Source organism: Acinetobacter sp. FDAARGOS_515 (assembly GCF_003938865.1).
Taxonomy (GTDB): Bacteria; Pseudomonadota; Gammaproteobacteria; order Pseudomonadales; family Moraxellaceae; genus Acinetobacter; species Acinetobacter ursingii.
Genome location: NZ_RKIX01000003.1, coordinates 2232729 through 2249476, shown reverse-complemented (window position 1 = coordinate 2249476; position 16748 = coordinate 2232729). Strand labels below are relative to the sequence as shown.

Below are 16748 nucleotides of genomic sequence, written 5' to 3'. Positions count from 1 at the left end.
ATTTTCCTGCAAAATTTGTGTTTAAAGTTCCCAATTGTTACATTTCACTGGTTTATTAATTCCAAGATGCACTGAATATGAGCAAAGTTAAAACGGTTTATCGCTGTGAACAATGTGGTACAGATCATCCCAAGTGGTCAGGTCAGTGCTCAGAATGCGGTGAATGGAATAGTTTGCTTGAAGTGCGTGTTGAACCCGCTTCCTCACATCGTGCTAAACCTAAATTAGGCGGTTATGCTGGTCAAACTTCCGCAGTCACCATCTTAAATCAAATCTCTGTGTCGCACGAAACAAGAGTTGCAACAGGGATTGGTGAATTTGATCGGGTACTCGGTGGTGGGCTGGTGACAGGTTCAGTGGTGCTGATTGGGGGCGATCCCGGCATTGGTAAATCGACCATTTTGCTACAAACCGCAACTTATATGGCCAGTAGTAATAGCTCTGCACTCTATGTAACAGGTGAAGAATCCCTATCTCAGGTTGCATTACGCGCCCAAAGGCTCGACTTACCGACCGATAAACTCAAAGTCATGGCTGAAACCTGTGTAGAACGGATATGTGAAATTTTGGCTCAGGAACGCCCTGCCGTTGCCATATTAGATTCCATTCAAACCTTATATACAGAAACTTTACAATCTGCCCCCGGTGGTGTTTCCCAAATCCGTGAATCTGCTGCTTTACTCACACGTTTTGCCAAACATAGCGGAACAGCCCTATTTATCGTGGGTCATGTCACTAAAGAAGGTGCATTGGCTGGCCCACGTGTACTTGAACATATGGTGGATTGTGTTTTGTATTTTGAAGGGCAATCAGATTCACGCTACCGCATGATTCGTGCGGTAAAAAACCGTTTTGGTGCAGTCAATGAACTGGGCGTTTTTGGCATGACCGATAAAGGTTTACGTGAAGTCGCCAATCCTTCGGCTATTTTCTTAAGTCGTTATGATGAAGCCATTCCGGGTTCTATTGTCATGATCAGCCGCGAAGGTACTCGCCCACTTTTAGTCGAAGTACAGGCGCTGGTCGATGATGCGCATGGACAACCACGTCGTGTTGCATTAGGTTTAGAACAAAACCGTTTAAACATGTTACTTGCAGTGATGCATCGTCATGGTGGCGTTCAAACTTCTGGACAAGATGTTTATGTCAATGTGGTGGGCGGCTTAAAAATTACCGAAACAGGTTCAGATTTGGCAGTCCTTTTAGCCTGTGCGTCTAGCTTACGTGGTAAAGCCTTACCACAACAATTGGCTGTATTTGGAGAGGTTGGATTATCGGGTGAAATACGCCCCGTCCCAAACGGTCAAGAACGTTTAAAAGAGGCCGCCAAACATGGATTTAAATATGTCATTTTGCCGCGTGGCAATGCTCCGCAAAAGACCGTTGATGGGGTACAAATTATTGCGGTTGCAAGGTTGCACGAAGCATTAACAGAAGCCATGCAACTAAGTGACGAGTTAAATTAAATCGTGCGATATGATTTGACATAAAAAAACATATTTTTGTTATTGAAATTCGTCAAAAAAGCCTGCATAAATACACTTGTAAATTGAATTTATATAGGAATTTTCGATGGAAGTACGACAGCGTAGTTTATTGGCAGGTGTTTTGATGGTCGCCTTGGTCGTTGCACCGCTTGCTGAAGCAAAACGTGCAGGTGGCGGCAAAAGTCATGGTATGTCACGTTCAGCCGCTCCAAGCCAGTCTTACCAACAACCTCGCCAAGTGACTCCTGCACCTCAAACAGCACCTGCTGGTACACCACAGCGTTCTGGTCCGGGTGTCGGTTCAATGGTTGCTGCGGGTGTGGCAGGTGCTGCTGTGGGTGCCGTTGCTGCCAATGCGCTGGCGGATGACCGTCATTCAACTTCTCCTGAGCAACAAGCCACTCAACAGGATGCAGCAGCTCAGCAGGCAAAAGCTGAGCAAGAAAAGAAAAGTGGCATCCCGGGCTGGATCTGGATTATCTTGATTGCTGCGATTGCTTTCTTTATTTTCCGTAGATTTAGCAATAAGCAAAAAGTTGCTGGCAATAATCCGTTTGCGCCAAACAATAGTGGAAATGCTGCACCATTTGGACAAAACACATCGACAAACCGCGCTAATTCTGGTGATAACACCAATATTTTTGGACAAAGTGTCGGTGGCAATGCAAATGCAGCACCATCTTCTGCACCGTTTGGTAGTGCTTATACCAACAGTGGTAGTCAGCTTCCTGATGGAACAGAACCTGCAACTTTCTTACGTGTTGCACGCCAGCGTTTTAATCATATTCAATCGGTGAACTCTGCTAGCAATATTGAAGAAATTCGTCGTTATTTGACACCAGATCTTTATAGCTCGATGTATAACGACATTATGGCGAATCAAGATCAGGACGTTGCTGAGTTTAGTAACTTAAATGCAATGGTGGTCTATAGCACAACGGAAAATGGTCAGTATGTAGTCAGTGTGCGTTTCACAGGCACAGTGAGTGAAGACCTGAATAGCTTACCGCAACCCTTCTCTGAAATCTGGCACTTTGTTAAGCCAGCTGGTTCAAGTGAAGATTGGAAAGTGGCTGGGATTCAGCAAGACTAACGTTTCGCTAAAAATAAAGTAAGCCGCATCAGCGGCTTATTTTTTATCTGTGATCTTAATATTAATCATCAGATACGTTATTAAAATCACACTTTTACTACGCTATTTCTGCTGGAAAAGCAATCACCTGATCAATACGCATGTTTTCTGTTGCGATCATCAGTAAACGATCAATCCCCAAAGCAATACCCGAACAAGCAGGCATATGTGGTAAAGCCGCCAAAAGATGTTCATCAAGTGGCATTTCGGCTAAGCCTTGTTGCTTACGTTCAAGATTATCTGCTTCAAAACGCTGTCTTAATGTTTGTGCATCCAATAATTCATCATAAGCATTGGCCAGTTCTAAACCTTCAATATAAACCTCAAAACGTGCTGCAACCTGTTCACCGTCATCATCAATACGCACTTTAGCCAGTGATGCCATTTCTGGAGGAAAATCAGTTAAAAATACGGGCGTATCAAAGCCCAGACTCGGCTCAACAAAATGCGAAAATAATAAATCCATATAGGCGAGTCGATCATCGCCCAAATCTAGCGTCAGCCCGACGCGTCGCGCGGTATCTTTTAATTGATTTAGATTGGCTTGCAATGGATTAATATCCAGACGATCCTGAAAGGCATGTTTATAACTGAGTATCATCGGGCGAATCTCATCAAAACGATGATACAAACAACTGTGTAATAAATCAGCCGTTTCATGCATTAAGTCTTTAAGATCAAATTCAGGGCGATACCATTCCAACATGGTAAACTCGCTATTATGTTTACGTCCATGTTCATCATCACGAAATACTTTACAAATCTGATAAATCGGGCCACTGCCACTGGCCAGCAAGCGTTTCATGGCAAACTCAGGCGAGGTTTGTAAATATTGAATACGCTGTTTGCCTTCAATATGGCGTAATGCACGAACGGATGCCAAATGCACATCGGTTACCCCTGCCTGAGAAATAATCGGGGTTTCGACCTCTAACACATCACGCTCTGCAAAAAATGTACGAATAGTCTGATACAGTTTGGCACGTGCTTTAAGTGCCTCAATCGAACAGGTCGGTTGATACGTTTTTAAATTTAAATCCGACTGTTGACTCATGCCACAGGCCCTCCATACGCAGCCCATTCACGGCGCAGTGGATATTCTTTTCGTAATCGATCGAAAGCTTGCTGATCAACTTGCCCTTCTTTGACACAAGCACGTAAATGTTGATCGTCGCGCTGAATATTATAAATCTCTGTTAAATATCGTTGTAAAACTTGTTTTAATGATGAATCTTTAAAGTATGCTTCACAGAGAGGAAGCTCAGATTCAAATGTTTTTTCGGCTTTAAAACCAAAATGCTGACAAAAAGCCTGATACACCATTTCTGTACCACGCGCTTTACCTTCCAAACTGTAACCTGCAATATGGGGTGTGACCAAGCTGACTAAATCTAATAGTCGCTCAGAAATGACAGGTTCATGTTCAAACACATCCAGCACCACTTGACGCTGCGTTTTTTGAATATTTTCAATTAAAGCCGCTTCTTCAATCACAGGCCCGCGCGCACTATTGATCAAAATCGTTTGAGCTGGAATACATGCGAGTCGATCGGCATTAATGAGATGATAAGTCGGATAATCGCCTGTTTTGGTGAGTGGAACATGGATTGAAATGGCATTACTACGTTGTAGTAATTCATCTAATGAAACATTTTCAATTTGATCAAGCTTTACATAAGGATCATAGCCAATAACGTGCCAATCCAACAATTTTGCCATGTAAGCCAAACGACGACCGACATTGCCCAAACCGATAATACCTAAGGTAAACTGCTGTTCTTGTTGTAAAAGCTCTGGTCTTAAATGTAATAACGCGGTAATGACATATTCCACCACCGCCTGTGCATTACATCCCGGGGCATTACTCCACGCAATGCCTTGTTGTTGCAGTGCAGTAATATCCATATGGTCTGTACCAATAGTCGCACTGCCTACAAATTTTAATGCGCTATGATCGATTAAAGCATGATCGACTTTGGTCACAGATCGAATAATTAAAGCATCGGCATCTTTGACATCTCCATGCTGCAAATGTCGACCACCACGATGTTCAACTTTGCCAAATTCAGAAAAAAAATAGTCGGTAAATGCCAGATTTTCATCTGCAATCATCTTCATAAGCTGTTCCAATCACTCGCTGGCATTTATCATAACGCGTCACTCGGCACGTGACTACGCTCGTCATTTATAAATCGAATTTTTTACCAGCATCCATTTTTAAATTTTTATGCTCAATGAATTGTGAAATCTATATTTGCTTATTTCTTGTTTGGTTCTAATATCAAATGCAACATATGGGTCGCAGTGGTATGTCTGATGTGATCTATTCGGGCATAAAAATAACGTTCTGATAGAGCATCGCCAGATAAATCTTCAAGTATCTGAAAACCCATTTGATTCACGAGATCATGCAATTCTAATGAATTAAATTGCCCCATCAATGGTTCGCGTAAGATTTTTGTGAATTGAGCAACAGCTTGAGTTCCTATTTTTTCAATCCCCCGAAGTGAATCAAAATTAATCGAATAATCCAGAACAATTTCACTTTGCTTCGCTGCGAAACTGGCAATACTACTTAAGGTCTGTAAGGTGGTTTCAGGCTGTAAATAGTGCGTTGTACCTAGCCATGAATAAAAAGCAGGACGATCTTGAGCATAGTTACTACGAGCTAGAACCTCTCCCAAAGCTTCCTTTTCAAAATCGATGGCGACAAATTCGACATTGGCAGGAATATCACCCAGTTGTTTAAGTTTTTGGATTTTTAAACGCTGTGTATCGGGATGATCAACCTCAAAAATTTTTAAATCTGGATAATGCTGTGCCAAACGTAAGGCAAATGAATCTAAGCCTGCCCCAACAAGTACATATTGATCAATTCCCTTTTCAATCGCCTGTTGCAATTGATCTTCAGCATAACGCGAACGCCCCACGACCTGAGCTGTTAACAAACCTAACGTTCGATTAAATGCTGGTGAGTTAAAGAATCTATTCACCAAAGGCAAGCTTAATAAGCTTTTCCACGCTTTATTGGTCATTTCAAATGCATAAGCATCGGCAAAAATCGGATCATGCACGAATAAATAATGGTGGGCGCGTAATGCTGCAGCGGCTTCTGCGGTACGACTTGACCTTCCTTGTTTCATGTCATCTTCCTTTGAAAGCAAAATCAAAATAAAAGCAGTCGATTGAAAACAATAGACTGCTTCATTTGAAAATAAACCAAAAAATTAAGCGTCTACTTTACTTTTGCTTAGATTAGCTTGGTAAGTCACTTCATAATCGCGTAGGTTCAAAGTTTTTAAACGCTGTTTTAATTTTTTTAACGACCACGGCCATGCGGCGAAGTTACGCCCATTGGCATCCAAATAATAACTTTTACAGCCACCTGCATTAAATACGGTGGTTTTTAAATGCTTTTGCACCAATTCATTATGCGCATGGATGACTTGGGGTTTAACACTTAATTTGGCAATATTGTGTTTTTTGATTTTTTGCAAACCATCAACAATATAATCCAATTGCGCTTCGGCTAAGCCAATAAATGAATCATACACCAACACATTTGGTCCGAGTACCAAAAACGCATTCGGTACATTTTCAATATTGGTTCCCAGATAAGCTTCTGGAGAACTACTTTTCCAAAGATCATTTAAACATTCCCCTTTGTCATTATAAACACGGCGACCAATAGGAGGATGAGAGACTTCAAAGCCTGTTCCCCAGATGATGACATCAACTTCATGACGTTCACCATTGGCAGCAATTACCGTATTGCCTTCTACTTTGACCAAACCCTGTGGAATTAAATGCGTATTTGCCGCTTGTAAAGCAGGATAGTAATTGTTGGCAAATAACAAGCGTTTACAACCGATGGTAAAATCTGGCGTCACATTTTTGAGTAATTCAGGATCTTTTACCTGAGTTTTCAGCACTTGTTTAAATACTTCACCGACAGGCTTTAATACAGAAGGATTACGTAAACCAAAGTTAATCGCATTGAGTGATTGTGCTACGGTTTTACGCCATGTTGATTGAATCAATGGAAATTTTTCAATGACAGATTTACCAAACTCACCCAGTTGCATATCTGGTTTTGGCACGACCCAAGGTGCAGTACGCTGAAAAACAAAGAGTTCTTTTGCTAAAGGTTGAATTTGTGGCACAAATTGAATCGCTGAAGCACCTGTCCCAATCACGGCAATACGTTTATCAGTTAAGTCATAGCCATGATTCCACTTCGCCGAATGAAACATCTCGCCTGTAAAGGTTTCGATGCCCTCTAATTTTGGAATTTGCGCTTCGGTAATTGGTCCTGTCGCAAACACGACGGTACGAGAAAGATACTGTCCTTTGTTGGTATCAAGCACCCAAATATTACGCTCATTGTCCCAAGCTGCTTTTTCAAGTTCAGTTTCAAATTCAATTTTTTCATGAACATTAAATGTATCGCTAACTTCTTCTAAATAACTGAGAATTTCAGGTTGACGCGCAAATAGATGACTCCATTTGCTACTTGGTGCAAATGAATAAGAATATAAAGCCGATGGTACATCGCAACCGCAACCCGGATAGGTATTTTCACGCCATGTCCCGCCTACACGACCTGCTTTTTCAATGATTTTATAATCGTGATAACCAACTTGATCGAGTCGAATCGCTGCTGCAATGCCCGAAATACCAGCACCGACAATAAACGTGTCATAAATATGCTGGGGTAATACTTTGCTTTCAGCCGAGTTTAATTTTTTTGCTTGAGCTGTCATTTACAATATCCTTGTACTTGAAAAATAGATCTTTTAAAACGGCATTTGACCGAATTCCTATCTAAATTTCATCGTGGGTTATTTCATTAATCGGTAGGAAGTCCCTAGAAATTTTGCATAAAGATTGGGTGCTGTACGTTTCATCAACCAAAAAAGCTTGGCATCGAACTGTGGAATGGTATAAAGCTGATTTTTATCCAAACGATCCAGTGTCAATTTTGCGACTTTATCGCTGGTGGTAAATGCCAAATGAGTCAATGCATAATCTAAAATACCTTTATGCGGGACTTTGCCATTTTTTATAATGTTGGTGGGTACTAGGGTTGGGCATAGTACATTCACCTTAATATCAAACTTTTTAAGCTCAGCAGACAATGTTTCTGATAATGCTCGAACCCCTGCTTTACTGACGTTATACACCGTCATTTCTGGCGCCGCAGTATAAGAAGCCGCCGAGGCTACATTGATAATGGCACCATATCCAAGTTGCTTAAACTTAGGCACAAATGCGCGACAGCCATGAATCACGCCCCATAAATTGACATCCATACACCATTGCCAATCTTCCATCGTCATTTCATCAAACTTACCACCCAAACCGATGCCTGCGTTATTAATGACCAGTGTGACTGGATTTTTCAGTAATTCCTCAGCTTGTTCAGCCAACTGTGCGACTTGTTCAGCTTTGGCCACATCACATTGCACAGAAAATGCAGTCGCGCCCAGTTGTTCAATCAGACTCACTGTTGCTTGAGCTGCCTCCAGATTGATATCTGAACACACCACAGTACCGCCACGGCGGGCAAGCTCTAATGCAAAGCTACGTCCAATACCACTGCCTGCGCCTGTTACAACAGCATAAGACTGTTGGCTTGGCTTTTTATGTTTTGAGCCAAATAATTTCATGGCATATCCTTTTTCCTGTCAGCATCTTGACTGAACATCTCTTTGTTGAATAACGTAGGACTTAATGACGTACTGGTGGTGTAAATGTTTTGATCAGATAAGGCGCAATCGCCCCACCTTCGGAGAGGAGTTTGTCTTTGTAATATTCGAGATAAGCCGAGGTGTCATGGTCATTCGGATGAAAATCAGGACGTAAATAATCAAATATCTGTCCCATCGTACTACCAAATACACCATCTTTCGGACTAAAAATCAGGCTGACACCGCGACCTGCATCTTTCCAGAACTTTCGGGTCAACATATCTTTTGGCTTGCGTAGCATAGGAACAAAAAGAGTGGAAAATGGAATCAAACCTAAAATCGTCCCCAATGCGATAAAGAATCCAGCAGCACGAAGTGAATAATTACCATTGAGCAGCTGATAAACATCGTAGGCAATATCTTTATGTTCCGATTCTTCCAGCATATGCCACATCCACATGGCACGTGTTTTAGCATCATCAGAATAATAAAAATTCTTTTCATGCTTCATCATGTATTCGGCAAGCACTGCGGTAAAATGTTCAATTCCCGCCATCATGGAAAGCTTAAGCGGCTGTGGAAACTTTAAGAAAATATTGTCAAAGAATTTTTCGCCCAAAAAACGATATAAAGCGACTGGATAATTAATGGCTTCGTGTGCAATCGCATCATTAAACTCATTGTGTAATTTGGAATGAATCGCTTCTTGTCCAATCAAAGAAGTTACACGCTGTTTGAGAACAGGATCTTTTACCATATCTCGGTGAAAACGAGCTGTTTCAATAACTAAGTCTTCACCATAAGTCAAAAATACAGAAAGCGTGGCGAAAAAAATCGTGGCAAACTGATTATTCATATAAAATGACATATCAATTTCCTGACCTTCAAATCCAATGGCTAAATGACGAATTGGAATGGTCTGTTTCAAAGCATAATCAGGTTGTTCAAATTTAGGCGATGATTTGAAAGCTTGGACTGATTTTTTTACTGCGGTCGTGATCATGGCGACACCTACTTAAAGCATTCAATTTGTTACAACATTCAATATTTACGAAGCTCAATGATGCAAACTGAAATATTGTTCGCACTTTACTAACCATTTCATCCTAATCTGATCTTATGTTCGGATTCAATTCGGGTCTAAATGGCTGAGCTTATCTGTAAAAACCGAAGCGATTAAATTGAATACCCCAGTTAAATCTCCATAACATATTGTTTTTATTAAGAGCAAAATTATAAATTAGCAAAAAATAATCGCAATAATGAGCTTTTAAGCAAATGACATCATGCATTTATTTATCTTGATAAAATTGGATAAAATTCAGAATTTTTTGCTGTTCGGATTTATGTTTTTTAATTTGGTAAATATGGCCCGACATGATAACTTGAATAAATATTCGGATTTCAAGGATGTGATGTTGAGTACACGCAAACCGCGCCAGACTCGCGCTAAAGTCACGGTGGATACCATTATCGAAGCAGGTTTTATCTCTGTGGCCTTGCATGGCACCAGTGGTACAACGACTCGACATATTGCAGACATTGCAGGCGTGAGTGTGGGTTCACTCTACGAATATTTTAAAAACAAAGAAGAAATTTACGATGCGATGGCACATTCTTTTGTGCAGGAAATTCTGGAGATGATTCAAAATCTCACTCCGATCATTATGGATATGGAGCTAGAATCGGTCATTGAACTTATTTTCTATACCTTTCGCGATTTATTGACTCAAAACAATGAACGTTATTTGATCTGTTTACGTTATGCAAGTGAGCTTAAATATGACAAATATATCAATCAGATTGAACGTGAACTGATGAATATTGTCATGAAATACATGATGAATAATCCAAAATATCTGAAAGTAAACAATCTGGCGGTCACAGCCTATGTCAGCATCAATAGCGGAATCTTTAATATTGCCCGCCATTTAATTTTGCCAAACCCCTATATTACCTTTGATGAATTGGTGCAGGGTTTAAAAACCATGATTATGAGCTACATCAATGTCGAACTGGCAAAAAGTGAACGCTAAACGAAAGTGTCACGTTTGGCGATCGTCGACTGTGGTACTTAGGTTTTTCACCATAATTTCCAGATTATTGCGAATTAAATACGCCAAATGAATATCGACACCCTGTAACATCTGATGTTCGAGTTTTTCAACAATTTGATTACACGCTGCCAATTTTTCCAGACCTTTTCCAGTGACGGTCAATAAAATACGACGACCATGCGTTGGATCTGGTGTTTTTTCGATCCAGTCATTGACCAGCAAATCTTGTAAAATCTTATTGGCAGATTGCGGCTTAATAAAAGAACGCTCTGCTAATTGGGCATTTGAAAGATTCGGCTTTGCTGCCAAAACTGATAAAGCAGTAAATTGCGGCAAACTAATATTTAAATCTTTGAGATGTTCGGTGAGATGTTTACTAATGATTCGATCCACACGGGCAATCATATAGCTGAGTCTTGGTTCATCTTCTCGTTTTTTTTCAACTGAACTTGAGTTTGGCATCATGTTTGATCATCAAAATTTAAAGAAAGTATGAAGCCCTGCCCCATACTTTTCATTTTACTTAAGTTGTACTTTGGCTATGTGCTAACTGTACTGCCTGTTTAGGCTTTCTGACAAGCAGCAACGCAGAAATTGCAGCAATCAAAATCACAGGGATACTTGAACCAATGACGATTGTGGCACTTTGCCCTAATGATAATAAAAATCCTGCAAACAATGGCCCTGCAAATGAACCAATTCGTCCAATGGCAACCGCAGCACCAACACCTGTACCTCGCATTTCGGTTGGATAATACATCGCAGCTAGTCCATAAAGTGCAGATTGACCACCTACAATAAACAAACCACAACCCACCGCAGAAAGTGCCAATAAAGCGACTGTTGGAGAAATCGATAAACAGCAAAGCGCGATCAAGATTCCTGCATAAATAAATTTGATGACCGTTGCCATGCGCATTTGATCCAATAACATCCCCATCAGGATTGATCCGAAAATCCCCCCAATGTTATAGCCCATTTGTACATAGTTAGCTTCTAGTTTGGAGAGTCCTTGTGCGCCCATGAGTAGCGGCAACCAGTTCAGCAAGAAATATAAAACTACGAGTGTACAGAAGAAACTGACCCAAATTTGCAAGGTCGACATACGTCTTTCTTTGGCAAATAGCACTTCAAAAAAAGGCGTTGGTGCTTGTGTTTTTTGTTGCAAATAACTTTTTGACTCGGGTAGATACTTCATCAATAACGGAATTAACAAGATAGGCGCAATACCGCCCACATAGAAAATATGTCGCCATTCGCTATCGCCTGCTAACAACATTGCAACCACCGAAGTCAGCAATCCACCAAAAGGGATCCCGCTATACATAATACTGACTGCGGTCGCTTTTCGATTTTCAGCAACAGCTTCAGAAGCCAAAGTGATCATCATCGGTAAAGCGCCGCCCATACCCAACCCTGTAAAAAAACGGATAAGTAAAAGCAAAGTATAATTTTCGGCATAGGCGGTGAGTAAAGACATCACACCAAAAATGAGAATACTCAGAATTAAAATTTTCTTACGTCCAATAATATCGGCAAGTCGTCCACCAATAATTGCACCAGGCAAGGTTCCAATAATAGCAGCACTAAATGCCCAAGCCATTTGAGCATTATCCAACATAAACTCCGCACGCATACGTGGCGCTGCTACACCCATTGATTGAAGATCAAAACCTTCAAAGATTGCGATGGCAAAACACAGTAGTAAAGTCAGTTTCGCCCTTCCTGACGGATTCAATACTTTATCCATAGTCCTTTCCTTATTTAGACCATATTTCCATGACATTTTTTATTGTGTAGTGTTTAAATAACACCGCTAAAATATCAGTTAAGCTTATAAAAAAATCAATAGTATTTTATAAATATTTTTTAATTTAATTTTTTTATTTATATTTTTCATTCAATTATAAAAAATATAAAATATTTCACAAAAAAGACTTGAATGTAAGTTTAACTGATATTAAATTAAATCCAGAACAACACCATTGTCATTCAAGGAGAATACACATGACATATGAAAAACGCTGGGAAACCGTTGATGTACAACTTGAAAATGGTATCGCATGGGTCATTTTAAATCGTCCCGAAAAGAAAAATGCCATGAGTCCAACCCTTAACCGTGAAATGATTGATGTACTTGAAACACTCGAACTTGATCAAAATGCCAAAGTTTTAGTTTTAACAGGTGCTGGTGATTCTTGGACTGCGGGAATGGATTTAAAAGAATACTTCCGTGAAGTAGATACACAACCTGAAATTTTTCAAGAACGTATTCGCCGTGATTCATGTCGCTGGCAATGGCAACTCCTCAGAATGTACTCAAAACCCACGATTGCGATGGTGAATGGCTGGTGTTTTGGTGGCGGTTTCTCTCCATTAGTGGCGTGTGATCTTGCGATTGCAGCAGATGAAGCAACTTTTGGACTATCTGAAATTAACTGGGGTATTCCACCGGGCAACCTTGTGAGTAAAGCAATGGCAGATACTGTCGGACACCGTGCATCGTTATATTACATCATGACTGGTAAAACCTTTAGTGGCAAAGAAGCCGAGCAAATGGGATTAATTAATAAAAGCGTTCCATTAGCTCAACTTAAAGCGGAAGTCACTGAATTGGCAAACTGCCTGCTTGAGAAAAATCCTGTAGTATTGCGTACCGCCAAAAATGGTTTTAAACGTTGCCGTGAACTGACTTGGGATCAAAACGAAGACTATTTATATGCCAAACTGGATCAGTGTAACCACCGTGATACAGAAGGTGGTCGTGAAGAAGGACTGAAACAATTCTTGGACGAAAAATCGATTAAACCGGGTTTACAGAGCTATAAGCGTACTGGTTAACTTTTGATTTTTATTGGCTATGTAAGGACACAACCCATGCAAAATGTACAGTTACTCATCCACGGTCAATCGCTTGACGCATCTAATGGCGCAAGCTTTGAACGCATCAGCCCGATTAACGGTCAGGTTGCTAGTATTGCATCTGCCGCAACGCTTGAAGATGTTGACCGTGCCATTGAATCGGCGCAACAAGCTTTTCAGATTTGGTCAAAACTGTCTCCAACTGAACGTCGTTTACGCTTATTAAAAGCAGCAGATTTAATGGATCAACATACTGATCAATTTATTCAGATTGGGATGCAAGAAACAGGATCGACTGCGACTTGGTATGGGTTTAATGTGCATCTTGCCGCCAATATGCTGCGTGAAGCTGCTGCCATGACCACCCAGATTGATGGCAGTCTGATTCCCTCGGATGTCCCGGGTAATCTGGCGATGGGGATTCGTGTTCCATGCGGTGTGGTGGTTGGAATCGCACCGTGGAATGCACCTGTGATTTTACCCACTCGTGCTTTAGCAATGCCGCTTGCCTGTGGTAATACCGTCGTATTAAAAGCATCTGAAGCCTGCCCTGCCACGCATCGTCTAATTGGACAGATTTTAAATGAGGCTGGATTAGGTGATGGCGTGGTCAATGTCATTACCCATGCCCCAGAAGATGCGCCACAGATTGTTCAGCGTTTAATCGAACACCCTGCGGTAAAACGAATTAATTTTACGGGTTCCACCAAAGTTGGGAAAATCATTGCAGAAACTGCGGCGAAATATTTAAAACCAGTGTTGCTAGAACTTGGTGGTAAAGCACCTGTTGTCATCTTAAATGAAGCTGATCTGGATGAAGCAGTCAATGCCGTTGCATTTGGTGCCTTTTTTAATCAGGGTCAGATCTGTATGTCGACTGAACGAGTGTTAGTGCAACAGGGTATAGCCGATCAGTTTATTAAAAAACTCATTGCAAAAACCAAATCACTAAAAGCTGGCAATCCGACTGATCAGCAGAATATGTTGGGTGTGTTAGAAAGCCGTCGAGCTGCCGAGCGTATTCAACATTTACTTGAAGATGCAAAAATCAAAGGTGCAGATTTACCTTTAGGCATTCAAGTTCAAGACACCACCATGCAACCTACGCTGGTACTGAATATTCAGCCTGAAATGTTGCTATACCGCGAAGAATCTTTTGGGCCAGTCTGTACAGTACAACGCTTTGAGACGCTTGAAGAAGGTATTGCACTGGCCAATGACAGTGAGTTTGGTTTGTCATCTGCTGTATTTAGCCAAAACTTTGCTCAAGCCTTTGAAGTCGCCAAGCAGATTGATTCAGGGATTTGTCATATTAATGGTGCCACTGTACATGATGAAGCACAAATGCCATTTGGTGGAACCAAATCGAGCGGTTATGGACGTTTTGGTAGTAAGGCTTCCATCGCTGAATTTACCGAATTGAGATGGATTACGGTTCAAACTCAATCACGCCACTATCCGATTTAAAGGTCAATTTAACTGAAGCGGTTAAATAACCACAATAAACATTGAATGAATAAAAAAATTGCATGATGCAAAACAAGCGCAGCAATGCGCTTTCCACGGAGTGAAAGAAATGCAAATGAATGCCACTCAATCACAAGATCGTGAACGGTTTGTTCAACTAGGATCACATGATGTTGAGTATCAATATCAAGGTCAGGTCCTTTATATTCAACCTACAGAGCAATTAAAGCCCTATCCGCAAAAGCTTACAGATCGCCTGATTCATTTTGCAAAAAATAAGCCTGATCATATTTTTGCTGCAAAACGTAATGCTCAGGGTCAATGGGTCAAATTGAGTTATGCCGATACCTTGCAACGCGCTTGGCACATTGCTCAGGCATTGCATCAACGTAATTTAAGTCAGGAACGACCATTACTCATTCTGTCGGGTAATGATCTTGAACATTTAACCTTATCAATGGCTGCAATGTTGGCAGGTGTTCCATTCTCTGCCATTTCTCCTGCTTATTCTCTGATTTCTCAGGATTTCGGAAAGCTTAAACATATCTTTGAAGTCCTTACTCCGGGCATGGTCTATGCCAGTGATGGTCAGGCGTTTAACAAAGCGATCCAAACGTGTGCAACATCCGATATCGAAATCATTACCAATACGGGAATTGTTGGGCAGCAGCAATGCACCTCTTTTCAATCCTTGCTGGATACCCCTGTGACCAATGTTCAGGAGTTTTATCAAACACTGGATGAACACCAGATTGCCAAATTTTTGTTTACCTCTGGTTCGACTAAACTGCCTAAAGCTGTACCAACCACGCATTTGATGCTGTGTGTGAATCAGCAGATGTTATTACAAACCTTTCCAGAATTTGAGCAGACCCCGCCTGTATTACTGGATTGGTTATCTTGGCATCATACTTTTGGGGGTAGCCATAATGTCGGCATCGCTCTGTATAACGGCGGTACAATTTATATCGATGATGGCAAACCCGTTGCAGGCAAGTTTGATGAGACCATTCGCAACTTAAAAGAAATCTCCCCGACAGTCTATTTAAATGTGCCAAAAGGTTGGGAAGAACTCACGGATGCTTTGGAAAAAGATGCTGAGTTACGTGATCGCTTTTTTAAAGATGTCAAAATTCTATTTTTCGCAGGTGCAGCATTGTCCGAAGCAGGCTGGAATCGTCTGGATAAAATTGCACAAGCACATTGCGGTGAAAAAATTCGGATTATGAGTGGTCTCGGTATGACTGAAACTGCGCCTTCTTGCGCCTTTACCACAGGGCCAAAAGTCATGGCAGGCTTTATTGGTTATCCTGCGCCTGGCTGTGAAATTAAACTGGTGCCACACGGCGATAAAATGGAATTTTGTGTGCGTGGTAAACACGTCATGCAGGGTTATTGGCGTTTAAAGTCCGATCAACAAAGTATCGTATTTGACGATGAAGGCTTTTTCCATACAGGTGATGCCGTGCGTTTGGTATCCCCCAATGATCCAACGCAAGGCCTGATGTATGACGGACGAATTGCAGAGGACTTTAAGCTCAATACTGGTACTTTTGTTAATGTTGGAACCCTACGGAATAAAGTCCTGATTCAAGGCAATTTACTGATTCAGGATGTCTGTATTACAGGGTCTAACCTAAATGCCATTGGTTTTCTGATTTTTCCAAAATTGGACGCTTGTGCACAATATGCAGGTTTAACTTTTAAGGATCATCTTGCCGAAGAAATTTTAAAACATCCCAAAGTACAGCAATGGTTCCGCCAATTTTTATTAAATTTTAATAAAGACGCAACAGGAAGCTCTAATCGAGTGTCGATGCTGTATTTAATGACTGAACCGCCACAACTTGATGCAGGAGAAGTCACCGATAAAGGAAATCTGAATCAGGGCAACATCGCTAAGCGTCGAGCGGATTTGATTGAAGAACTTTATCAAAAGCAAACGGACAATCCCCTGATTATTCGGATTCCTGTCCTAAACCACTAATCCTTTGAAATTAGATAAGAAGTTCAAATTTACTTTTGAGCTTCCTCCTTAGTTTTGCCCTAAAAA

General features: G+C 41.0%; 14 protein-coding genes. 6 read left to right on the top strand and 8 right to left on the bottom strand.

Annotated features, from left to right (window positions below; genetic code table 11):
• Nucleotides 1–77: 77 nt before the first annotated feature.
• Together radA and EGS47_RS12400 are read left to right on the top strand one after the other, a co-directional pair.
• Nucleotides 78–1466 carry a DNA repair protein RadA gene (gene radA / locus EGS47_RS12405; RefSeq protein ID WP_004987144.1) on the top strand — a complete coding sequence of 463 codons (1389 nt, stop codon included), beginning with the start codon at nt 78–80 and terminating at the stop codon, nt 1464–1466.
• A 106-nt stretch (nt 1467–1572) separates the two neighbouring features.
• Nucleotides 1573–2580 carry a Tim44 domain-containing protein gene (locus tag EGS47_RS12400; protein ID WP_005005079.1) on the top strand — a complete coding sequence of 336 codons (1008 nt, stop codon included), beginning with the start codon at nt 1573–1575 and terminating at the stop codon, nt 2578–2580.
• Between the two features lie 97 nt (nt 2581–2677).
• Here the strand turns inward: EGS47_RS12400 and epmA are convergent, their stop codons facing one another.
• The 6 genes from epmA to EGS47_RS12370 form a co-directional block, all read right to left on the bottom strand.
• Complete coding sequence (gene epmA / locus EGS47_RS12395; protein ID WP_005005082.1) at nt 2678–3673, bottom strand: EF-P lysine aminoacylase EpmA; 996 nt, start codon at nt 3671–3673, stop codon at nt 2678–2680.
• Complete coding sequence (locus EGS47_RS12390) at nt 3670–4737, bottom strand: 4-phosphoerythronate dehydrogenase (RefSeq protein WP_005005085.1); 1068 nt, start codon at nt 4735–4737, stop codon at nt 3670–3672. The genes epmA and EGS47_RS12390 overlap by 4 nt, the downstream gene beginning before the upstream one ends.
• 140 nt (nt 4738–4877) lie before the next feature.
• A complete protein-coding gene (locus EGS47_RS12385; protein WP_005005086.1) occupies nt 4878–5762 on the bottom strand; it encodes a class I SAM-dependent methyltransferase in 885 nt (294 codons plus the stop codon).
• An 84-nt stretch (nt 5763–5846) separates the two neighbouring features.
• A complete protein-coding gene (locus EGS47_RS12380) occupies nt 5847–7382 on the bottom strand; it encodes a flavin-containing monooxygenase (RefSeq protein ID WP_005005089.1) in 1536 nt (511 codons plus the stop codon).
• Between the two features lie 78 nt (nt 7383–7460).
• Entirely contained in the window at nt 7461–8288 is an 828-nt protein-coding gene (locus EGS47_RS12375) for an SDR family NAD(P)-dependent oxidoreductase (RefSeq protein ID WP_005005093.1), read from the bottom strand.
• Between the two features lie 61 nt (nt 8289–8349).
• Entirely contained in the window at nt 8350–9312 is a 963-nt protein-coding gene (locus EGS47_RS12370) for a metal-dependent hydrolase (protein ID WP_125269666.1), read from the bottom strand.
• Between the two features lie 415 nt (nt 9313–9727).
• On the opposite strand from EGS47_RS12370, the gene EGS47_RS12365 reads away from it, so the two are divergent.
• Nucleotides 9728–10345: a TetR/AcrR family transcriptional regulator gene (locus tag EGS47_RS12365; protein WP_010588861.1), complete on the top strand. Its 618-nt coding sequence runs from the start codon at nt 9728–9730 to the stop codon at nt 10343–10345.
• Between the two features lie 9 nt (nt 10346–10354).
• Here the strand turns inward: EGS47_RS12365 and EGS47_RS12360 are convergent, their stop codons facing one another.
• The gene (locus EGS47_RS12360) at nt 10355–10828 is read right to left on the bottom strand and encodes a MarR family winged helix-turn-helix transcriptional regulator (RefSeq protein WP_026039959.1); all 474 of its coding nucleotides are present in this window, start codon (nt 10826–10828) and stop codon (nt 10355–10357) included.
• Between the two features lie 61 nt (nt 10829–10889).
• The gene (mhpT, locus tag EGS47_RS12355; RefSeq protein WP_004987178.1) at nt 10890–12116 is read right to left on the bottom strand and encodes a 3-(3-hydroxy-phenyl)propionate transporter MhpT; all 1227 of its coding nucleotides are present in this window, start codon (nt 12114–12116) and stop codon (nt 10890–10892) included.
• Between the two features lie 251 nt (nt 12117–12367).
• Between mhpT and EGS47_RS12350 the strand changes: the two genes are divergently transcribed.
• The 3 genes from EGS47_RS12350 to EGS47_RS12340 all read left to right on the top strand — a co-directional run bounded on the left by EGS47_RS12350 (nt 12368) and on the right by EGS47_RS12340 (nt 16682).
• Entirely contained in the window at nt 12368–13207 is an 840-nt protein-coding gene (locus tag EGS47_RS12350) for a p-hydroxycinnamoyl CoA hydratase/lyase (protein WP_171063250.1), read from the top strand.
• Nucleotides 13208–13243: 36 nt separating this feature from the next.
• The gene (locus tag EGS47_RS12345) at nt 13244–14695 is read left to right on the top strand and encodes an aldehyde dehydrogenase (protein ID WP_004987182.1); all 1452 of its coding nucleotides are present in this window, start codon (nt 13244–13246) and stop codon (nt 14693–14695) included.
• Between the two features lie 100 nt (nt 14696–14795).
• Nucleotides 14796–16682 carry a feruloyl-CoA synthase gene (locus tag EGS47_RS12340; protein WP_171063251.1) on the top strand — a complete coding sequence of 629 codons (1887 nt, stop codon included), beginning with the start codon at nt 14796–14798 and terminating at the stop codon, nt 16680–16682.
• Nucleotides 16683–16748: the final 66 nt, after the last annotated feature.